The following is a 20,227-nucleotide window of genomic DNA, read 5'->3' on the forward strand; positions in this document are numbered from 1 at the left end:
CACCGAGAGCATGAGCATGACGCCCGAACAGGCCTCCTGGTTCGCCGACATCTTCGCCCGCCTCGTCGGCAACGTCGAGAAGGTGCTGCTCGGCAAGAGCTTCGTCATCAAACTCTCGTTCACGGCACTCCTGAGCGAGGGGCACCTCCTGCTCGAGGACTTCCCGGGCACCGGCAAGACGTCGCTGGCTCGCGCGATCGCCCAGACGGTGCAGGGCGTCTCGAGTCGGATCCAGTTCACGCCCGATCTGCTTCCCGGCGACATCACCGGGGTGAGCATCTACGACCAGAAGTCGGGCGAGTTCGAGTTCCACGCCGGACCGGTCTTCGCGAACATCGTCCTGGCCGACGAGATCAACCGGGCGAGCCCGAAGACCCAGGCCGCGCTCCTCGAGGTCATGGAGGAGTCGCGGGTCACGGTCGACGGCGTGAGCCACCCGGTCGACGCGCCGTTCATGGTGATCGCCACTCAGAACCCGATCGAGCAGGCCGGCACCTACCGGCTTCCCGAGGCCCAGCTCGACCGCTTCGTGATGAAAACCTCGATCGGCTACCCGGACCACGGCGCCACCCTGCGCATCCTCGAGGGATCCGGCACCAACGTCCACGAGGGCAGCCTCTCGCCGCTGGTCGAGTCCGCCGTGGTCAGCGAGATGGCCCGACTCGCTCGCACGGTCCACGTCGACCCCGTCGTCGCCGACTACGTCGCCCGCCTGGTCGAAGCGACCCGCACGGCTCCGGAAGTGCGCCTGGGCGTCAGCGTCCGCGGGGCCCTGGCGCTCATCCGGGTGGCCAAGACCTACGCCGCCTCCACGGGGCGCCACTACGTGACCCCCGACGACATCAAGCTGCTCGCCGAGCCGGTCCTCGCTCACCGACTCGTCCTCGACCCCGAGGCCGAGTTCGACGGCGTCACTCCGACCAGCATCGTGAGCCAGCTCCTCATCGAGACGCCGCCCCCGGCCGAGAGGGTCTCTGCGTGACCTCGCCCGTCGTTCGCCCCGAGGCGAAATCGAAGGGCAGGAAGAAAGACTCCCGGGGCCGGTCCTCGAGGTCGGGTCCCGGGCGCGGCCCGGGCACCGTGCGCGACAGGTCTCGGGCCGCGGGTGACTCGCGCAGCGAGAACCTCTTCGCCACCGGCACGCAGGGCCTGACGAACGCCAGGACTCGTCTCGTCGGAAACCGGACCGGTCCGGGAGCCGATCTCGTCGTGCTCCTCGCCCGCATCTGGCGGGCGATCGCCGCAGCCGCCCGAGCCGTCTACCGCGCGGCGTCGAGCGTCGTCACTCCGCTCGGCTGGGTCATGCTCGGGGTCGCCCCGGCCGCGCTGGTCGCGGGCTACCTGCTCGGCTGGATCGAACTGGTCGCCGTCGGCTACGCGGTGGTCGTCCTGCTCTGCCTCGCCGCCCTCTACGTCGTCGGCCGGAACGCGTTCACGATCCAGCTCGACCTGCCCCACGTCCGGGTGGCCGTGGGCGACGAGGCCTCGGGTCGGGTCACCATCGCGAATCCCACGAGGCGCCGCGTACTGGGCGTCGTCGTCGAGGTCCCCATCGGCGCGGGCCTCGCGGAGATCAACCTCCCCGGCTTGCGCGGCAAGGACTCCCATTCCGACACGTTCTCGGTCCCGACCGCGCGGCGGGGTCTGGTACCGGTCGGCCCTGTGCGGACCGTGCGAGGCGACCCCGTCGGACTGGCGCGGCGCGAACTCGACTGGACCGGCGTGGTCGAGTTGTTCGTGCATCCCCGGACCATCGGAATCCCCTCGACCAGCACCGGTCTGATCCGCGACCTCGAGGGCAACCCGACCCGCGATCTGTCGTCGAGCGACATCTCGTTCCACGCGTTGCGCGAGTACCTGCCCGGCGACGAACGGCGCCACATCCATTGGAAGTCAACCGCCAAGGCCGGCTCGTACATGGTGCGGCAGTTCGAAGAGACCCGACGAAGCCACCTCGTGATCGCCCTGAGTCTCGCCAATGCGGACTTCGCGACGGAGGACGAGTTCGAGCTCGCCGTCAGCGTGGCCGCCTCGCTCGGCGTGCGTGCCATCCGCGACGCGCGCGAGGTCACCGTCGTGGTCAGCGAACGGACCCCCGACTTCGCGAGCCGTAAGACGCTGGCGGTGAAGTCGCTCTCCACCCTGACACGGAGCCGCCTCCTCGACGAGCTGTCCACCGTCGACTACGACGAGACCGCCCTCCAGATCACCGACGTCGCCCGGGTGACCGGAGAGCAGGTCGACGGCATCTCGGTCGCGTTCCTCGTCGTGGGCTCGACGACGCGCATCACGGAGCTCCGGGCCGCCGCCGCCGCGTTCCCGCCCGGTGTCGAGGCCGTCGCGATCGTGTGCGACCCCGAGAGCATTCCGGGGATGCGCCGCGTCGCCGACATGACGATCTTGACCGTGGGCTATCTCGAAGACCTGCAGAAGTCGCTGGCGAAGTCGGTCACGGCATGACGGCCACCTCGAGCGCACGAGCCGTCGGGCTCCGGCCCCGGGCGGGGCGAGCCCGCGTCTCCATCCCGTTCGCCATTGCACAGACCCTCGCTTTCGTCGTCGTGATGGCTCTCGCCGTCGTCACCTGGTGGCCGATCTACCAGAGCATCGAGGTCGTCGTCCTTGTCGGGGTCGGGCTCGTCCTCGGCGCCCTGATCGCCCTCGCGGGGACCTTCCTGCGACTCGCCGGTTTCTGGATCCTCGTGGCGACGGTCGTCGCGTTCGGCCTCTTCGGCGTGCCGGTCGCGGTTCCGAGCCAGACGACCTACGGAGTGGTTCCGACGCTCGCCGGCCTCCGTGAGCTCGCCTCCGGCGCCGCTCTGGGCTGGAAGCAACTGCTGACGATCACACTGCCCGTGGGCGGGTATCAGGCTCTTCTCGTCCCGCTCTTCGTGCTGGTCCTGCCGGGCACCGTGATCGGCCTCTCCACCGCACTGCGTTCCCGTCGCGCCGAGCTGGCTCTCGTCCCGCCCGTGGTCGTGTACCTCGCGGGCATCGTCTTCGGGCCCGAAACGGGTCTCCGCCCGATCGTGACCGGCCTCGCGCTGCTCGCGGCCAGTGTGCTCTGGCTCGCGTGGTGGCGGCTGCGGCGTCGGCGCCTCGCGATCGAAGAGGTCACGCTGGCGACGCAGGGTCGAGAAGCGGTGCGGACGGGCGTCCATCGCTCCGGCAGCCGTGCCTTCGCCCGCCGGGCGATCGCCGGGACGATCGTGACCGTGCTCGTGGCTGCGGCGTTCTCGGCGGCAGCGACGACGGTCCTGCATCCCGCCGGTGCCCGCCTGGTGGCTCGATCGGTCGTGGCGCACCCCTTCGACCCGCGCGACTACGACAGCCCCTTGAGCGGGTTCCGCTCGTACGAGCAGAGTCCGGCCGTCTCGTCGACCCAGTTGCGCGTCTCCGGCCTCGACTCGGGCGACTTCGTGCGCATCGCCACTCTCGACACCTACGACGGGGTCCAGTTCTCGGTCGGCAGCGGTGCTGCGTCGAGCGACTCGGGGACCTTCACGCGGGTGCCGACCTCGTTCGACCAGTCGCAGGTGAACGGCAGTCAGGCCAACGTCGCCGTGACCGTCGACGGGTACTCAGGCGTGTGGCTGCCCACCGTCGGCCAATTGGAGACGATCGACTTCTCGGGCTCCGACGCCGCCACCTTGCGCGACGACTTCTTCTACAACGACCGGACCGGGACCGCGGCCGTGCTGGGCGGAGTGTCGAGCGGCGTGAGCTATCGACTCAGCGGAGTCGTGCCGACCGAGCCGACGAGCGCCGAGCTCGCGGCCGTGACCCCCGGAACCGACTCCGTGCCCACGCCCGTGTCGGTCCCGACTGCGCTCAAGAACGCCGTCTCGACCTACACCGACGGTGTCACGGGGCAGGGCGCCCGATTGCAGGCGGTCCTGGCCGAGCTGAAGAAGAACGGCTACGTGAGTCACGGCACCGGCGACGGACAGGCCGTGAGTCGATCCGGTCACGGTTCCGATCGCCTCAGCCAGCTGTTCACCGACTCGCTGATGGTCGGAGACGCCGAGCAGTACTCGGCGGCGGCGGCTCTGATGGCCGACCAGCTCGGCTTCCCGGCCCGGGTGGTGATGGGCTTCTCGGCGACGGCGTCCGCGCGGACGTCCGGCTCGACGTACGACTTCACCGGTTCCGACATCACGGCCGAGATCGAGGTCGACACGGCGCAGTACGGCTGGGTCCGACTCGACCCAAACCCCACGCCGCGGCCGATCCCCGATCAGACGGTCACCAACCCCGACCAGGTCACCAGGCCGCAGTCAGTCGTGCAGCCGCCTCCCGAGGTCAACGATCCGCGCAACAACCAGACCCCGCCGCAGAGCAAACAAGACCCGGCGATCGTGACGCCGGCCTGGCTCGTCGCGCTGCTGCTCGTGGGGCGGATCGCCGCCTGGGTGCTCCTCGTCGCCGGCTTGATCATGGCTCCGTTCCTCACGATCGTGGCCGTCAAGGCTCGTCGTCGCCGAGCCCGCAAGCGCGTTCGCGAACCCGCTCGACGCATGACCGCCGGCTGGGAGGAGTTCCACGACTCCGTCGTCGACCACGGCATTCCGGCGCCGCCGAACGCCACGCGGAGCGAGGTCGCGGCGGTCGTCGGCGGCTCGCGCCCGGTCGTCCTCGCCCGGGTGGTCGACCGCGCCGTCTTCGCTCCGGAGACCACCGATCCTGCCGACGCCGACCGTGTCTGGAAGGCCGTCGGCGAGATGCGAGCCGGCCTCGACAGCGACCTCACCCGGTGGCAGCGGTTCAAGGCCGCCGTCAGCCTCCGCTCGCTGCGCGGATACCATGGCCGGAAAGCTTCCCAGCGTTAGAGAGCCCTTCATCGTCATGATCTGCCCCACCTGCTCGGCACCCCTGCCCGACGGAGCCATGTTCTGCGGGCAGTGCGGCCGCGCCATCACGAGTGCCGATGTCGCGGCTCAGAAGCCGGTCTCGCCGGTGTCGTCCGAGCCCTCGGTCGTGGAGGGTGTGTCAGCAGACGGTGCCGGATCCACAGACGGAACAACGGGGGATGCCCCCGCCGACGCCTCGGCCGAGTCCGGTGTCTCCTCCGCCGCGGTCGAGCCCGAGGCCGAGCGTCCCGAAGCCCCCGCGTGGGCCCCGGTGACTCCGCCTCCGGCCTCCGTCCCGGCGGGCACGCCCTGGTGGGTGTCGGATCGGGCCGACGTCGAGAACGATGACGCGGTGGACGACGCTGCGGTGGACGACGCCCCGGTCGACGACGCCGCAGTCGACGACCGGGTGACGGGCGGCGGGATCGACGAGACCGGTGCGGTGCCCCCGCGCGCCGCCGTGCCGACGGAACCGGTCGCCGCCGAACCCTCTGAGGGTGAGGCCGACGCTCCTCGCTCGGGAGTCGAGGCTCCCGTCGCCGCGCCCACGCCGCCGCTCGTCCTGCCCGACTGGGCTGTCCCGCCCGTGTCTCCGGTGCCCCTGCGTCCTCCGGGCTCCGCCTCGAGTACGGGCTCCCGACCGACCTCGGTGCCGCTGTGGACGGCCTCGCTCACGCCGATCACCGATGCGTCCGCTGCCGTTCCCCCAGCCGACGCTGCACCCTCGAACGCCGCCGCACCCTCGGCCGACGCCGCACCCTCGCAGACGACCTCGGGCGAGGCCGCGAGCGATTCTGCGGCCGAGTCCGCGGGCGACTCGACGGCGGAGTCCGTGGGCGATTCCCGGGCGGAGTCCTCGAACGAATCCGCCGGTGATGCCGCGCCCCTCGCGTCGGCGGAGCCCCAGGAGGGCGACACCAACGTGATCGCCCCGCTCGTGACACCGCCGGCTACCGGTGCAGTCGGGCTGCGGTGCGCCACCTGTGGGGCCGCCCTGACCGGGGACGACATCTTCTGTCCGGTCTGCGGGACGGTCGTGGCGTCCGTGGCGCAGTCGTTCACGGGTCCGATCACTCCGCTGCCCGCACCCGGGTCGGCGGCGGCGCCCGGGTCGGCTGCCGCCCCCGGTTCGGCTGCTGCGCCCGGGTCTGTTGCCGCCCCCGGGTCTGCCGCTGCGCCCGGGTCTGCTGCTGCGCCCGGTTCTGCTGCCGCCCCCGAAACGGTCGGACCGAGAGCACCTGAAGCAGCCCCGGCACCCCCGGCGCCGGAAGCGCCGCGAGAGGCGCCTCTCGCGGCGACACCCTTCGCCCCGGCCGCTCCCGTCGTGCCCCCGTTCGTCGCCGACCCGGAGCCCCCGGCGAAGGCTCCGCGCCGTCGCCTCTTCGGCCGCCGCAAGCCCGAGGCCGAGAGGCCCGTCCCGTGGACGTCGGCTCCCGCCGAACCGTCCGAGGCTGAACCGTCCGAGGCTGAACCGACGGCAGCCCCGGTCCCGCCGGTTGATTCCGTCGCCGGGCGGGCAGCCACGGTTCCGCCGGTCACATCCGCCGCAGTGCCCGCGGCAGTACGCGCCCCGGCTTCCGTCCCGGAACCGCCGCTCGAGCAGCCGACCGTGCACGCCGGCGACGTGCCCGTTCCCCAGGAGGCCGGGCCCGAGCATCCCGCGCCCGCCCCTCTCAGCGCCACGCCGATCGATGCACCGGCGCAGACGGCGGCGCCCGTGGTCGTGCCCCCGTTACCGCCCGCACCCGAGACGCCCCGCCAGACGCAGGCTCAAGCCTGGGCCCTCGGCGCGCCGGACGACGACGTCGAGATGACCCGTATCGTGCCGCGTGGACCGTTGGGGGAGCCGTTCGTCCTCCAGTTCAGCACGGGCGAGAGCTTCACCGTGCAGGGCAGCGGGCTCGTCGGTCGTGCGCCGACACCCCAGCCCGGCGAGTCGATCGACCTGCTCGTGCGCATCATCGATCCCGGCAAATCGGTCTCGAAGACGCACCTCGAATTCGGCCAGGAGAGCGGCGCCCTGTGGGTGTCGGACCGCTGGTCGGGCAACGGGTCGATCCTGCGCGAGCCGTCGAAGGAGGCGCGTCGACTCGAGCCGGGCAAGCGCCACCTCGTGCCGCGGGGCGCTCGGGTCGACATCGGGGAGCAGTTCTTCATCGTGAGCTAGCCGCCGCCGGCCTTCGCGGTGTCCATGATGCTCGGGCGCGCCTGTCGCCAGGTGAGGAAATCCTGACTTGTTCTGAGGAGACGCGGCGTCGCCGTGCTCGTACGCGAGGACTTCGGGGTCTTAAGCGTCGGCATCCGAGGATTTCCTTCTCCGAGTTCCTCGGTTGAGCGCACACGCGGAGGGGCCACCTCTCCAGGAGCGCCTGTGGACGGCCGCGAGTTCTCCACAGATGCCGCCCCGGCCCGAATCCGGAGCCCCGGAGCCGCTTCGATGGACGCATGACGCTGCTCCTGCCGCCCACCCTCCATCCCGCCGCACACCGCGCCGAGCTCGATCGGCTCTTCCCCGTCTCGACATCGCCCATACCGCCGTCCCCCCGAGCTCGCGGCACAGCCGTCGTTCTCCCCGATCTCGTTCTCGGCCGCGGTGCAGTCGTCGTGGACGACCTGGTGGTTCCCGACGGCTTCGAGGCCGGGGCGAGGGTCCTCGTCGACGCGCCCCTCGTCGTCCCGGCCTCTCCGGGCGTCCGGGTTCTCGGGCCGAAGCCGATCGCGCGCGCCGTGGCCCGCGGTTACGTCCTCCAGGTGCTGAACCGGCTCGATCCGCAGGCGAGCGAGGTGCGCGGCTGCACAGATCCGGCCTTCGACGGTCTCGACGTGCCCCCGTTCGATCGAGACCGAGGCGGGGGTGAGGATGCCAGAGGTGCGGGCCAGTCCGCCGCCCGTCACGACGACGAGTGGCTCGTCGAGGTCCGAGCCGGTGGAGAGACCTGCGTGGTCTCGGCCGTCTCGGCGGCTCCGTCCCGTGACGGGTCGCGAGGGCGCAGCGCCTTCCGGCACGGGCGGGGCAGCAGAGCACCGTACGGTCTCGCCGAGGTCTGGATCGCGCCCGACGGGAGCGCCTGCGCTCGCTCCCAGGCGGAGGCGCACGGGAGGTGGGTTCCCCTCGCGCTGGAGCCCTTCGTCGCCGAGTCCCCAGCGGCCCGGGTGGAGCCGGAGGCGTCACGCTCGGCGATGGGACGCCCGTCGAGGGCTATCCCCACGGCGTCGGACACCGCCCGCACCCACGCACCGCTCGGACCCGCACGGGCCGCCGCGCGAGAGACGGGTCGCCGGCTCGGCGCTGCGGTCAGGCGGCGTCGGTGAGACCGGCGCCGGCGCGCAGCTCACCCACCACGACTCCTCCACCGAGGACCTTCTCGGTCGTGGCCTCGAGGACGCGGTTCGCAGCGTCCGCGTCGACGACGCCGGCGTCGACGAGGAGGTGGAGCGCGGCGAGAGTCCCGGCCCTCAGATTGCCGTCGAGCACCTTCAGGGCGACTGCGGTGCCCTCGGTCGTGCCCATGACCATGACGCCCTCGGCGCCGAGCTTGGCGAACACGCCGAGCTCTTCGATGGTGACCGTGTTGGCGCGGCCGGGGCCGTCGAGGGCCCAGGGGTCCTGCAGCACCGCCGAGACGAGGTGCGCGGCCCGCGGGTCGGCGCCTGTCGAGACCGACCCGGTCAGCCGGGCGATGCCCCGCGCGAGTCCCTCCAGCGTGACGGCGAAGACGGGGGCGCCGCAACCATCGACACCCGCGTGGTCGATCGCCTCGCCGGTGAACTCGGCGACGGTCGAGCGAGCCGCCTCCTGAAGCGGGTGATCGATGTCGTCGTAGTGCTTCGGGTCCCAGCCGTTGTGGGCGCAGGCGAGCAGGAAGCCGGCGTGCTTGCCGCTGCAGTTCATGAACAGGCGGCTCGGGGCCGTCGCCACGCGGGCCGATGCGCGGTCGCCAGGCCAGTCGGCGGGGCACAGCAGGTTCTCCTCGATGGCATCGATGCGCGTGAGCATGCTGCGGACGACGTCGACATGGGCCGGCGTCCCGGCGTGGCTGGCGGTCGAGAGCACGGCCTGGGGCCCGTCGAGTTCGACTCCGGAGCGCAGCACCGTCAGCGCTTGGAACGGCTTGAGACACGAGCGCGGGTAGATCGATGCCGCCGCGTCTCCGAGGCTGCGGAGCACCGCGCCGTCCGGGCCGACGACGACGGCCGCACCGAGGTGCCGGCTCTCGTCGAAACCGGACCGCGACAACACGGCGAGTTCCACGCTCCCAGCGGCGTCGAGGGCATGGCGATTCGTCAGGAGGGTTCTGTCGGTCATGATGGGGAGTGTACGACGCCGAGAGGGGCCCCCATGTTCGACCACCACTACGAGCTCGAGACGACCTGGACGGGCGCCCGCGAGGTCGGCACCACCGACTACAAGGCATACGGCCGCGACCACACTCTGCGGGTCGCGGGCAAGCCCGAGATCGCCGGGTCGGCCGACAAGCCCTTCCGCGGCGACACCGACCGCTGGAACCCGGAGGAGATGCTGCTCGGCGCGCTCTCGCAATGCCACCTCCTGAGCTACCTCTGGCTCTGCTCCGTCAACGGCGTCGTCGTCACGGCCTACGTCGATCACGCCGAGGGCACCATGGTGCAGACCGACGACGGCGGCGGGCACTTCGCCGAAGTGATGCTGCACCCCGAGGTGACGGTCTCGGATCCCGCCATGATCGACCGTGCCCTCGAGTTGCACCACGAGGCGCACGCCAAATGCTTCATCGCCTCGTCGATGAACTTCCCGGTGCTCAACACGCCCATCGTTCGGGCCGACACTCAGCAACCCGCCTGATTCGTCCCGCACACTGGCGGGGTCCGTCGGCCACCGCGACGGGCCTGCCAATGCCGGGGCCTCCGCCCTGCACGGCCGAGACCACCGCTCCCGTTCGAAAGTCCCCGATGCGTCGACCACTCTCCCTGTCCGCCCTCGCCGTCGTCCCCGTGATCGCCCTGGCTCTGGCGGGATGCACGTCGACCAGCTCGACGAGCACCGCCTCGTCGACCTCCACGTCGACGCCGACCTCCAGCGCGACGAGCGACACGCAGGCCTCCTGCACGCCGACCGCGGCCGGCTCGGCATCCAAGGCCGTGCAGGTCTCCGGAGCCTTCGACGCAGCGCCCACCGTCTCCTTCGACAAGGGCCTGACGGTGACCAAGACCGAGCGGTCGGTCGTGACCGAGGGCACGGGCAAGAAGGCCGTCGACAACACCCTGCTCAACGTGGCCTTCACCATCTTCGACGCCAAGACCGGGGCCCAGGTCACTTCCGCCGGCTACCCGGGCCAGGACGCCGCGCAATTCAGCGTCAACACCAGCCTCTACCTGCCCGGACTCGTGGCCGCCATGCACTGCGCGCCCATCGGCTCCCGCACGGTCACGGTCGCCGACTCGGCCGACATGTTCGGCAGCAACGGGTCCGAGTCGTACGGCATCGGAGCCGACGACGACCTCGTCATCGTGATGGACCTCCTCTCGAGCGTGGCGACGAAGGCCACCGGCACCCCCGTGGCACCGCAGGCCGGGTTCCCGACGGTGAAGCTCGCCTCCGACGGCAAGCCCACGGTCACGATCCCGAAGACGACGGCTCCGTCGACGCTCCAGCTCGAGGTGCTGAAGAAGGGCTCCGGAGACACCGTGCCCTCCACCGGCTCGGTCACCGTGCAGTACCAGGGCACCCTCTGGCGCACGGGCAAGGTGTTCGATCAGAGCTGGGGGAGCGGCCCCGCCACCTTCGCCATCAGCGGCGTCATCGCCGGGTTCCAGCAGGCTCTCATCGGTCAGACCGTCGGCTCGCAGGTGCTCGTCGTGGTGCCGCCCGCCGAGGGCTACGGGACCGCGGGCAACGACACCGCCGGCGTCAAGGGAACCGACACGCTCGTCTTCGTGATCGACATCCTGGCCAAGAGCTAGCGCGCCGCAAGGGCAGCACCAGCACCGGCACAGCAGCAGCGGCACTAGCACCGCCACGAGCATCCCACCGCCCTAGGCTGGCACGATGCGATGCATCACCCTCCTCGGCTCCACCGGCTCCATCGGCGTGCAGGCGCTCGACGTCATCCGCGCCAACCCGCACCTGTTCACCGTCGTCGGCCTCTCCGCCGGCAGCAACCGCGAGCTCCTCGCCGAGCAGGCCCGCGAGTTCGGCGTCGAGCACACCGCTCTCGGCACCGACGAGTCCGTGCAGCTCGTCACGACCGTGGAGACCGATGTCGTCCTCAACGGCATCACCGGCTCGGTCGGCCTCGGCCCGACGCTGGCCGCCCTCGAGTCGGGCGCGACCCTCGCCTTGGCGAACAAGGAGAGTCTCATCGTCGGCGGCGCACTCGTGAAGGCAGCGGCGCGGGAGGGCCAGCTCGTCCCGGTCGACTCCGAGCACTCCGCCATCGCCCAGGCCCTCCGCAGCGGCACGCAGGCCGAGGTCCGCCGGCTGGTCCTGACCGCGTCCGGCGGTCCGTTCCGTGGCCGGAGCCGCGCCGACCTGAAAGACGTCACGCCGCGCGAGGCCCTCGCCCACCCCACCTGGGACATGGGCCTCGTCGTCACCACGAACTCGTCGACTCTCGTCAACAAGGGGCTCGAGATCATCGAGGCGCACCTGCTGTTCGACGTCGACTACGACCGCATCGACGTGACCGTGCATCCCCAGTCGATCGTCCACTCGATGGTGGAGTTCGTCGACGGCTCCACCCTCGCGCAGGCGTCGCCGCCCGACATGCGCCTCCCGATCGCGCTGGGCATGGCGTGGCCCGACCGCGTGCCGGGCGTGGGCGTCCCGCTCGACTGGACTCGGGCATCCTCGTGGACCTTCGAACCCCTCGACGACGACGCCTTCCCCGCGGTGGGCCTCGCCAAAGAGGTCGGCCGTGCCGGGAGCACGTTCCCCGCCGTCTTCAACGCGGCGAACGAGCAGGCCGTGCTGGCCTTCCACGCCGGCCGCATCGGCTACCTCGACATCGTCGACACGATCCGCGCCGTCGTCGACCGGCACGAGCCCGACGAGCTCTCGCTCGCCGGTGTCCTCGACGCCGAGCGCTGGGCCCGCGCCGAGGCCGACACGATCCTGGCGTCGACCGCGCACTGAATCGCGGGGCGCGCCCACCGTAACGGCACGTGAGAAACGGGGGATGCGCGTCCCGCCGCCCCGAGACAGCCGCCGTCCCCGAACTGGGGCGCGCCCGCCCGGCCCGCGTCCGGCCCGTTCACTGACTCGGTCCCGTACTGTGACGACGTGGAAACCGTCCTTCTCTTCATCGTCGGCATCCTGATCGTCCTGGTCGGGTTGGTGCTCTCGATCGGCCTGCACGAGATCGGCCACCTGGTGCCGGCGAAGCGCTTCGGCGTCAAGGTGGGCCAGTACATGATCGGGTTCGGTCCGACCCTGTTCTCGCGCCAGAAGGGCGAGACGGAGTACGGCGTCAAGGCGATCCCGCTCGGCGGCTACATCTCGATGTCGGGCATGTTCCCGCCTCAGCAGACCGTCAAGGTGGGGGAGGACGCCCTCGAGTCGCACGCCCGGTCGTCGACGACGAGCGTCTTCCAGACGCTCGTGCAAGACACGAAGAAGGCGTCCGCCGACACGATCGACGACGATTCGCGCACGTTCTACCGCCTGGCGGTGCCCAAGCGCATCGTGATCATGCTCGGCGGCCCGGTGATGAACCTGCTCATCGCCATCGTCCTGACCGGCGTCGTGCTGTGCGGCTTCGGCACCCAGCAGGTCTCGACCACGGTCGGCAGCGTCTCCGAATGCGTCCTCCCCGCGACGTCCACGGCGACGAGCTGCCCGGCCGACGCGACCAGGTCGCCCGGCGCCGCCGCCGGTCTCGCCGCCGGCGACACGATCCTCTCCATCGACGGCACCCGCATCTCGAGCTGGGACCAGTCCACCGCGATCATCCAGAAGGCCGCAGGCAAGACCCTCTCGTTCCTCGTCGAGCGCAACGGCGCCCGCGTCACCCTCGCCGTCACACCGATCCGTACCGAGCGCTACGTCACCGACGCGGCAGGCAACGTCGTCACCGACTCGGCCGGCAAGAAGGAGACCCAGGAGGTCGGTTTCGTCGGCATCGGCTCCGCCTACGAGCGCGTCCAGCAGCCGGTCACCGCCGTTCTCCCGGCCGTCGGCACGAACATCGCCGACGTCGTCACCCTCATCGTGCATCTGCCCGAGCGTCTCGTCGGTGTCGCGAAGGCCGCCTTCGGCGGAGGCACGCGGGATGCCAACGGTCCGGTCAGCGTCGTCGGCGTCGGCATCATGGCGGGGCAGATCGCGAGCACCAACTCGGTGCCGATCGTCGATCGCATCAGCTACCTCGTCGGCCTGATGGCGTCGCTCAACGTCGCCCTCTTCACGTTCAACCTGATCCCGCTGATGCCCCTCGACGGCGGGCACGTGGCGGGCGCGATCATCGAGGGCGTGCGCCGCTTCTTCGCCAAGCTCTTCGGCCGCCGCGACCCGGGCCCGGTCGACATCGCCAAGGCCGTGCCGTTGACCATCGCGGTCTCCGTGATCCTCGGTGCCATGAGCCTCCTCCTGATCTACGCCGACCTCTTCAAGCCGATCAGCCTCGGCTAGAGCGGCACCTCGGCCGGGCAGGGCGCACGGGCGACCCGGCGAGACGGAGGCCGTGCATCCCACGAACCGTCCGCCCCGCCTGGGAGGCGGCTGACGTTCGCCCAGAGCGAGCGAAGCGATACCCGCTGTTCAGACCCGAGGCTTACGATGAACTCGTGCCTGCGATCAACCTCGGAATGCCCAAAGTCCCCGAAACCCTTGCCCCGCGCCGCAAGTCGCGTCAGATCAAGGTCGGCAAGGTCCTCGTCGGCGGCGGCGCTCAAGTGAGCGTCCAGTCGATGTGCACCACTCCCACCACCAACATCAACGCGACCCTCCAGCAGATCGCCGAGCTCACCGCCTCGGGCTGCGACATCGTCCGGGTCGCCGTTCCCAGCCGTGACGACGCCGAAGCGCTGCCGATCATCGCGAAGAAGAGCAACATCCCGGTCATCGCCGACATCCACTTCCAGCCCAACTACGTCTACGCGGCCATCGACGCCGGGTGCGCGGGCGTGCGCGTCAACCCCGGCAACATCCGCAAGTTCGACGACCAGGTCGGCAAGATCGCCGCCGCGGCCAAGGCGGCCGACGTCTCGATCCGCATCGGCGTCAACGCCGGCTCGCTCGAGCCCAGCATCATGCAGAAGTACGGCAAGGCGACCCCCGAGGCCCTCGTCGAGAGCGCGGTCTGGGAGGCCTCGCTGTTCGAAGAGCACGACTTCCACGACTTCAAGATCTCGGTCAAGCACAACGACCCGGTCGTGATGGTCAAGGCCTACCGCCTGCTCGCCGAGCGCGGCGACTGGCCCCTGCACCTCGGCGTGACCGAGGCCGGCCCGTCGTTCCAGGGCACGATCAAGAGCGCCACGGCGTTCGGCATCCTCCTCGGCGAAGGCATCGGCGACACCATCCGCGTCTCGCTCAGCGCCCCGCCCGCCGAAGAGGTCAAGGTCGGCCTGCAGATCCTGCAGTCGCTCAACCTGCGCGAGCGCAAGCTCGAGATCGTCTCCTGCCCCTCTTGCGGCCGCGCCCAGGTCGACGTGTACAAGCTCGCGAACGACGTCACCGACGGCCTCGAGGGCATGACCGTGCCGCTCCGCGTCGCCGTCATGGGCTGCGTCGTCAACGGCCCGGGCGAGGCGCGCGACGCCGACCTCGGGGTCGCGTCCGGCAACGGCAAGGGCCAGATCTTCGTCAAGGGCGAGGTCATCGCCACCGTCCCCGAAGACCAGATCGTCGAGACCCTGATCCGCGAGGCCAACCGCCTGGCCGACGAGATGGGCCCCGGGGCGATCGGTTCGCCCGAGGTCGTCACCGTCTAGAGCCTCCCGCCGTGCATCCCCCCGTTTCGAAAGCCAGAACGGGGGATGCCCGGGGCAGGGGTTCCTGTCGGAGGCCTGGTTTAGAGTGAGCGAGTGACCGACACGACGACCACCTCCGCGGCTCCGCAGCCCGCGAGCGAGCCCATCACCCGCGACGAACTGCAGCGTGCGGGCGAGATCCTCGGTCGGGTGTCGAAGGCGTTCTCCGAGAAGGTCGTGGGCCAGACGGCGCTCCGCGACTCCCTGCTCGTGGCGCTGATGACCGGGGGCCACGTGCTGCTCGAGAGCGTGCCGGGGCTCGCCAAGACCACGGCCGCGCAGACTCTCGCCGCCGCGGTCGCTGCCAGCTTCCGCCGCATCCAGTGCACCCCAGACCTCCTGCCGAGCGACATCACCGGCACCCAGATCTTCGACGCGCAGTCGTCGACCTTCGTCACGCAGCTCGGGCCGGTCCACTCGCACTTCGTCCTGCTCGACGAGATCAACCGTTCCAGCGCCAAGACCCAGAGTGCGATGCTCGAGGCCATGCAAGAGCGGCAGACGTCGATCGGCGGCACGGTCTACAAGCTGCCGAGCCCGTTCCTGGTGCTCGCCACGCAGAACCCGATCGAGCAGGAGGGCACGTACCAACTGCCCGAGGCGCAGCTCGACCGGTTCCTGCTCAAAGAGATCCTCGACTACCCGAGCCCGGCCGAGGAGGCCGAGATCATCCGCCGCATCGAGGTCGGGGTCTACGACACCCCGCGCGAAGCGACCGGCGACTCGGGCACCGGCGTCCACCTCGACGACGTGATCCGTCTCCAAGACCTGACCAAGCGCGTCTACGTCGACCCGTCGATCGTCACCTACATCGTGCAACTGGTCTACGTCACGCGGCACCCGCAGCAGTACATCCCGGCCACCCTGGCCGACTACATCCAGTTCGGCGCCAGCCCGCGCGCGAGCATCGCGTTCACGCAGGCGGCGCGCGCCCTGGCGCTGTTGAACGGTCGCGACTACGTCATCCCCGAAGACGTCAAGCAGTTGCGCCACGGGGTGCTCCGCCACCGGCTCATCCTCGGCTACGAGGCGGCCGCCGACGAGGTGAAGCCCGAGACGATCATCGACGCGATCTTCCACGCGGTCCAGACTCCGTGACCAGCCTTCTCCTCCGCGTCAAGACGACGATGTCGATCTTCGCGCACCGCAAGACCATCGATCTCCTCGAGGGCGGCTACGCGTCGATCCACCGGGGCCGCAGCCACGACTTCGACGACCTGCGCGCCTACGTGCCCGGCGACGAAGTCAAGGACATCGACTGGAAGGCCACGGCCCGACACGGCGAGCCGCTGGTCAAGCGCTACATCGCGTCGCGGCGACACACCCTCGTCCTCGTGGTCGACGTGGGGCGCAACATGGCCGCGACGGCCGAGAGCGGCGAGAGCAAGCGTGACATCGCCGTGCTGGCCTCCGGCGCCCTCGCCTCGATCGCGACGGCGCACGGCGACGTCGTCTCGATGCTGATCGGCGACGAGCACGACGTCCGGTCGTTCCCCCCGGGCCAGAAAGACGAGCACCTCGAGCGCCTGTTGCGCGCCATCGACGCGCGCATCTCGCTCGAAGCGCCCCGCAGCGACCTGCGGGCTCTCCTCGAGAACGTCGCGCGGCGCGTCACCGGCCGATCCATGCTCCTCGTGGTCACCGACGACGTGCCCCTCACCCCCGAACTCGACCACGTGCTCCGGCGCCTGCGCGCCAAGCACGAGATCCTCTGGCTGACCATCGGCGACGCCGACCTCATGAGGGCGGACGAGCGCGGGCACGACGTCTACGACGTGCAAGAGGTGGCGGCGCTTCCGGCCTACGTGCGCAACAACTCGCGTCTCCGCGGCCTGTTCGCCGAGACCGCCCTGCAGACGGTCGCGACGACCGAGCACGAGCTCCGACTCCTCGGAATCACCAGCCACCGCATCCCCAGTCGGGCCGAAGTGGTCCCCGGTCTGTTCGCCCTCCTCGAGAAGCACCGCCGTGCTGAACGATAGGGGCTTCTTCGGGCCGAGCCAGTACACCTGGTGGGTCGTCTACCTCGTCGTCGGCGTCGTCCTGGTCGCAGCCGTGATCGCCTGGTACGTCTTCGCCGTCCGGTTCTCCCGCACCCGGCTCCCACCCGCAGACCGTCGACCGAACCCCAAGAAGAGCGATCCGCAGCAGCTCCAGGCGAAATACTCCGGGCTGATCGACGAGGTCGAGGCCGAGTGGCGCGCCGGGCGTCTCGACGATCGGGCGACCCACTCCCGCCTGAGCCTTCTCCTGCGGTTCTTCGCGTTCGAGTCCTCCGGGGTCGACGCCCACGTCATGACCCTCGCCGACCTGCAGCGGTCCCCGCTGCCCCAGGTGGCCGGAGCCGTCGGCGAGTACTACCCGCCGGCGTTCCGAGCCGACCAGCCCGGCGATCCCGCCCACGCTCTCGAGACGGCCCGACTGGTGGTGCGCTCGTGGAACTGACCTTCTGGTGGATGCCGCTCGTGGCGCTGGCCCTCGCTCTCGGCGGCGCCTTCGCCTACGTCGCCTGGCGCCGCCGCACCCGCGACCGGCTCAAGCGCTCCGGCACCCCGATCGCCCACAGCGAGCGGCTCACCGCGCTGCCCGAATACCGACGAGTCCTCCGTCAGTACCGCGCTCTGCTCGCCGGCGTGCTGGTGGCGGCGATCATCGCCTCCGGTGTCGGGGTCCTGCTCGCGTCGCGCCTCTCGACCGTCTCGGTCGTGCAACCGCAGTCGTACAAGCGCGACATCATGCTCTGCCTCGACGTCTCCGGCTCCATGACCGACGTCGACGCCAAGATCGTCGACACCTTCGCCTCCCTCGCCAAGCACCTCGACGGCGAGCGGATCGGTCTCACGATCTTCGACAGCTCGGCCGTCCAGGTGTTCCCGCTCACCGACGACTACGACTACGTCGCGAAAGAGCTCACCGCCTACCGCAACTCCTTCCAGAGCCAGGGCGACTCGGGCCTCCGCTACTGGACGGGCACCGACCTCGGGCAGGGCGCCTCCCTCATCGGCGACGGCCTCGCATCCTGCGTCACCGGTTTCGACGGGTCGAAGTCGAGCACCCGGCCCCGGTCGATCGTCTTCGCGACCGACAACTACGTCAACGGGTCGCCCCTGTTCACCCTCAAGCAGGCCGGCCAGTTCGCGACCAAGGGGGGCATCCGCGTCTACGGCATCGACCCGGTCGACTACTCGTCCGGCGACGGCCTCTCCACGGTCGCCCTCGAGATGAAGCAGGTCGTCGAATCCACCGGGGGCGCCTTCTACGGCCTGACCAGCACCGACACGGTGCCGTCGATCGTCAAGGCCATCGACTCGCGCGAGGCGGGCCTCTTCACCGGCTCGAAGCGCCTTGTGATCACCGATCACCCGAACGTCCTCATCGTCGTCGGGCTCCTCGCGATGATCGCCCTGTTCGGCCTCCTGTGGCGGGTGCGACTGTGACCGCATCACCTGCCCTTCTCGTCTTCCAACCGGTCCTGCCGATCGGCTGGTTCCTCGCGTTCGCCGTCGTCCTGCTCGGGTTCGCGCTCTGGCGCGTCGTCGCCGAGAGGGCGAACCGAGGGATGCTCCTGACCTGGGTCCGTCGGGCGGTCATCGTCGCCCTGCTCCTCGTCGTCGCCGCTCGCCCGAGTCTGCCGGGAGGCACCTCGCCCGCCTCCGTCGCCGACCTCAACGTGTTCTTCGTCGTCGACACGACCTCGAGTTCGGCGGCCGAGGACTGGAACGGCACCGAGCCGCGCCTCGACGGCATGCGCAGCGACATCGACGCGATCACCACCGATCTGGCCGGCGCCCGATTCTCGTTGATCTCCTTCGACTCCACCGCGATCCAGCGCGTCCCGCTGACTCAAGACTCGTCCGCCCTCGTCACCGCGGCGAAGGTCATGCGCCAAGAGGTCACGTACTACTCGCACGGCAGCAGCATCTCCGAGGCGCACACGCTCCTCGCCCAGGTGTTGGCCGAGGCCAAGAAGAGCAACCCCGAGCGAGCCGACGTCGTGTACTACCTCGGAGACGGCGAGCAGACGGCGTCGTCGGCTCCCGCCTCCTTCGCCGCCTCTCGGGCCGACGTCGACGGCGGGGGAGTCCTGGGCTACGGCACCGCCGCCGGTGGCCGCATGAAGGAGTTCGACGGCTACGGAGACCAGTACTCGGCCAACCGCTACATCAAAGACAAAACGCTGCCCGGGTCGCCCGACGCCCTGTCCAAGATCGACCCGGCCAACCTGAAGACGATCGCATCGCAGCTCGGCGTGCCCTACCTGCAACGCCACGCGGGCGGCTCCCTGGCCTCGGTCGTCGGCTCGGAGCGGCGCGGCGAGGTCGTCAGTGCGACGGGTACGACCGCCAGCCTGATCGACCTGTACTGGATCGCCGCGATCCCGGCGTTCCTCCTGCTCTTCGTCGACATCGCGCTCGTCGTCCGGGCCCTCGGCGACGTGCGGCCGGTCCGCCCGAGCCGCGAACCGCGAGCAGATCGCGGCCCGCGAGCAGGTCGCGTTCCGCGGCTCCCGAAGGAGGCCCCATGAGCACCGGTTTCCTGCCCGAGGTCCGTCCGCCGGCACCGCCCGAGCACATCGAGCCCCTCGTCGAGGTGCCTGAGGCCCTCGCCGCCTACCGCGCTCGCCTCCGCCGTCGCCTGGTGCTCGGCTCGCTTCCCGTCGTGATCCTCGTGCTGCTCGTCGCCGTGAAGCTCCTCAGCCTGCCCGTCGGCGCCGCGGTCGCGCAGACCACGTACGACACGAAGTCCTACGACAGCAGCGTGGCGGCCTCCGACTCGCTCGGCGTCGTCAACGTCCTCGAGCCCTGGGTCCGCTACTTCGACCGCGGAACCGCCCTGGCGCAGATCGGCGTCCTCACCGATGCCCGCACGGCGTTCGAGGCCTCCCTCTCGCGAGCCCCGTCGGGCGACACGGGCGTCCAGTGCCGCATCCTCACCGACCTGTCGCTGGTCGTCGAGCAGCAGGGCGACTCGGCCGTGCTCGATCAAGACACGACCGCCGCAGAAGGCTTCTACGCGCACGCGCTCGCCCTCATCAAGTCGGCACCGACGGGTTGTTTCAGCGACCCGAAGGGCGGCTCCAAACCGAACACGGCCAAGCCCCTGCAAGACGAGCAGGGCCGGCTCGAGCAGAAACAGAAGGCCCAGCAAGACGGGGGAGGCACGTCCGGAGGCTCTCAGCAGGGCGGCTCGGGTTCGAGCGGCCAGGGCCAGTCCGGGTCCGGCCAGAGCGGTTCGGGGCAGGGCTCCAGTGGCGACGGCTCCGGCGACTCGTCGCAGAGCCCCCTCGACAAGCTGAAGCAGCAGAACGGCCAGGCCCAACAAGACCAGCAGCAGAACGACGACCGCACCCGTGACTTCAGCCAGAACCCGGAAGACTACAGCGGCAAGCCCTGGTAGCCGCGGGCTCGCCGCCGCTCTCCATCCGACTA

18 protein-coding genes are annotated in these 20,227 nt (G+C 70.4%); 16 read left to right on the forward strand and 2 right to left on the reverse strand.

The window, feature by feature from the left end; genetic code table 11:
- The first annotated feature begins 10 nt into the window (after positions 1–10).
- Genes ABEA39_RS02125 through ABEA39_RS02140 form a run of 4 tightly spaced genes read left to right on the forward strand, consistent with a single transcriptional unit; the run spans position 11 to position 7,017 of the window.
- Positions 11–982: an AAA family ATPase gene (locus tag ABEA39_RS02125; protein WP_345372696.1), complete on the forward strand. Its 972-nt coding sequence runs from the start codon at positions 11–13 to the stop codon at positions 980–982.
- Positions 979–2,460 (forward strand): DUF58 domain-containing protein, encoded by a 1,482-nt coding sequence (locus tag ABEA39_RS02130; protein ID WP_345372699.1) that lies wholly within the window; start codon positions 979–981, stop codon positions 2,458–2,460. Before ABEA39_RS02125 ends, ABEA39_RS02130 begins: the two co-directional genes overlap by 4 nt.
- Positions 2,457–4,829 carry a transglutaminase-like domain-containing protein gene (locus tag ABEA39_RS02135; protein WP_345372701.1) on the forward strand — a complete coding sequence of 791 codons (2,373 nt, stop codon included), beginning with the start codon at positions 2,457–2,459 and terminating at the stop codon, positions 4,827–4,829. The genes ABEA39_RS02130 and ABEA39_RS02135 overlap by 4 nt, the downstream gene beginning before the upstream one ends.
- A 16-nt stretch (positions 4,830–4,845) precedes the next feature.
- Positions 4,846–7,017, forward strand: a complete 2,172-nt coding sequence (locus tag ABEA39_RS02140) for a zinc-ribbon domain-containing protein (RefSeq protein ID WP_345372703.1) — start codon at positions 4,846–4,848, stop codon at positions 7,015–7,017.
- Here ABEA39_RS02140 and ABEA39_RS02145 read toward each other — a convergent pair.
- On the reverse strand, positions 7,014–7,151 hold the full coding sequence (locus ABEA39_RS02145) for a hypothetical protein (RefSeq protein ID WP_345372705.1): 138 nt from the start codon (positions 7,149–7,151) through the stop codon (positions 7,014–7,016). The genes ABEA39_RS02140 and ABEA39_RS02145 overlap by 4 nt on opposite strands.
- A 144-nt stretch (positions 7,152–7,295) precedes the next feature.
- On the opposite strand from ABEA39_RS02145, the gene ABEA39_RS02150 reads away from it, so the two are divergent.
- Positions 7,296–8,162, forward strand: coding sequence for a hypothetical protein (locus ABEA39_RS02150; protein WP_345372707.1), 867 nt, complete (start codon positions 7,296–7,298; stop codon positions 8,160–8,162).
- Here the strand turns inward: ABEA39_RS02150 and ABEA39_RS02155 are convergent.
- Positions 8,146–9,156: an asparaginase gene (locus ABEA39_RS02155; RefSeq protein ID WP_345372710.1), complete on the reverse strand. Its 1,011-nt coding sequence runs from the start codon at positions 9,154–9,156 to the stop codon at positions 8,146–8,148. The two genes, ABEA39_RS02150 and ABEA39_RS02155, sit on opposite strands and share 17 nt — an antisense overlap.
- Before the next feature lie 33 nt (positions 9,157–9,189).
- Between ABEA39_RS02155 and ABEA39_RS02160 the strand changes: the two genes are divergently transcribed.
- The 11 genes from ABEA39_RS02160 (at position 9,190) to ABEA39_RS02210 (ending at position 20,195) form a co-directional block, all read left to right on the forward strand.
- Positions 9,190–9,672: an OsmC family protein gene (locus ABEA39_RS02160; RefSeq protein WP_345372713.1), complete on the forward strand. Its 483-nt coding sequence runs from the start codon at positions 9,190–9,192 to the stop codon at positions 9,670–9,672.
- A 107-nt stretch (positions 9,673–9,779) separates the two neighbouring features.
- A complete protein-coding gene (locus ABEA39_RS02165; RefSeq protein ID WP_345372715.1) occupies positions 9,780–10,790 on the forward strand; it encodes an FKBP-type peptidyl-prolyl cis-trans isomerase in 1,011 nt (336 codons plus the stop codon).
- 85 nt (positions 10,791–10,875) lie between these two features.
- Complete coding sequence (dxr, locus tag ABEA39_RS02170) at positions 10,876–11,961, forward strand: 1-deoxy-D-xylulose-5-phosphate reductoisomerase (RefSeq protein ID WP_345372717.1); 1,086 nt, start codon at positions 10,876–10,878, stop codon at positions 11,959–11,961.
- A gap of 147 nt (positions 11,962–12,108) precedes the next feature.
- The gene (locus tag ABEA39_RS02175) at positions 12,109–13,455 is read left to right on the forward strand and encodes a M50 family metallopeptidase (protein WP_345372719.1); all 1,347 of its coding nucleotides are present in this window, start codon (positions 12,109–12,111) and stop codon (positions 13,453–13,455) included.
- A gap of 155 nt (positions 13,456–13,610) precedes the next feature.
- The gene (gene ispG / locus ABEA39_RS02180) at positions 13,611–14,759 is read left to right on the forward strand and encodes a flavodoxin-dependent (E)-4-hydroxy-3-methylbut-2-enyl-diphosphate synthase (protein ID WP_345372721.1); all 1,149 of its coding nucleotides are present in this window, start codon (positions 13,611–13,613) and stop codon (positions 14,757–14,759) included.
- Positions 14,760–14,852: 93 nt separating this feature from the next.
- Complete coding sequence (locus tag ABEA39_RS02185) at positions 14,853–15,896, forward strand: AAA family ATPase (protein WP_425556890.1); 1,044 nt, start codon at positions 14,853–14,855, stop codon at positions 15,894–15,896.
- Positions 15,893–16,780 carry a DUF58 domain-containing protein gene (locus ABEA39_RS02190; protein WP_345372723.1) on the forward strand — a complete coding sequence of 296 codons (888 nt, stop codon included), beginning with the start codon at positions 15,893–15,895 and terminating at the stop codon, positions 16,778–16,780. Before ABEA39_RS02185 ends, ABEA39_RS02190 begins: the two co-directional genes overlap by 4 nt.
- On the forward strand, positions 16,767–17,243 hold the full coding sequence (locus ABEA39_RS02195) for a hypothetical protein (protein WP_345372726.1): 477 nt from the start codon (positions 16,767–16,769) through the stop codon (positions 17,241–17,243). Before ABEA39_RS02190 ends, ABEA39_RS02195 begins: the two co-directional genes overlap by 14 nt.
- Positions 17,234–18,235 carry a vWA domain-containing protein gene (locus ABEA39_RS02200; RefSeq protein ID WP_345372728.1) on the forward strand — a complete coding sequence of 334 codons (1,002 nt, stop codon included), beginning with the start codon at positions 17,234–17,236 and terminating at the stop codon, positions 18,233–18,235. Before ABEA39_RS02195 ends, ABEA39_RS02200 begins: the two co-directional genes overlap by 10 nt.
- Positions 18,232–19,323: a vWA domain-containing protein gene (locus ABEA39_RS02205; protein ID WP_345372731.1), complete on the forward strand. Its 1,092-nt coding sequence runs from the start codon at positions 18,232–18,234 to the stop codon at positions 19,321–19,323. Before ABEA39_RS02200 ends, ABEA39_RS02205 begins: the two co-directional genes overlap by 4 nt.
- Positions 19,320–20,195 (forward strand): hypothetical protein, encoded by an 876-nt coding sequence (locus ABEA39_RS02210; protein WP_345372734.1) that lies wholly within the window; start codon positions 19,320–19,322, stop codon positions 20,193–20,195. The genes ABEA39_RS02205 and ABEA39_RS02210 overlap by 4 nt, the downstream gene beginning before the upstream one ends.
- Positions 20,196–20,227: the final 32 nt, after the last annotated feature.

The sequence above is a fragment of the Frondihabitans cladoniiphilus genome, from assembly GCF_039544345.1.
Taxonomy (GTDB): Bacteria; Actinomycetota; Actinomycetes; order Actinomycetales; family Microbacteriaceae; genus Frondihabitans; species Frondihabitans cladoniiphilus.

Excerpts from the sequence above, each read along its gene's own strand:
- ABEA39_RS02125 (WP_345372696.1), top strand. The coding sequence starts at position 11 with ATGAGCATGACGCCCGAACAGGCCTCCTGGTTCGCCGACATCTTCGCC.
- ABEA39_RS02135 (WP_345372701.1), top strand. The coding sequence starts at position 2,457 with ATGACGGCCACCTCGAGCGCACGAGCCGTCGGGCTCCGGCCCCGGGCG.
- ABEA39_RS02140 (WP_345372703.1), top strand. The coding sequence starts at position 4,846 with ATGATCTGCCCCACCTGCTCGGCACCCCTGCCCGACGGAGCCATGTTC.
- ABEA39_RS02145 (WP_345372705.1), bottom strand. The coding sequence starts at position 7,151 with ATGCCGACGCTTAAGACCCCGAAGTCCTCGCGTACGAGCACGGCGACG.
- ABEA39_RS02150 (WP_345372707.1), top strand. The coding sequence starts at position 7,296 with ATGACGCTGCTCCTGCCGCCCACCCTCCATCCCGCCGCACACCGCGCC.
- ABEA39_RS02155 (WP_345372710.1), bottom strand. The coding sequence starts at position 9,156 with ATGACCGACAGAACCCTCCTGACGAATCGCCATGCCCTCGACGCCGCT.
- ABEA39_RS02160 (WP_345372713.1), top strand. The coding sequence starts at position 9,190 with ATGTTCGACCACCACTACGAGCTCGAGACGACCTGGACGGGCGCCCGC.
- ABEA39_RS02165 (WP_345372715.1), top strand. The coding sequence starts at position 9,780 with ATGCGTCGACCACTCTCCCTGTCCGCCCTCGCCGTCGTCCCCGTGATC.
- dxr (WP_345372717.1), top strand. The coding sequence starts at position 10,876 with ATGCGATGCATCACCCTCCTCGGCTCCACCGGCTCCATCGGCGTGCAG.
- ABEA39_RS02210 (WP_345372734.1), top strand. The coding sequence starts at position 19,320 with ATGAGCACCGGTTTCCTGCCCGAGGTCCGTCCGCCGGCACCGCCCGAG.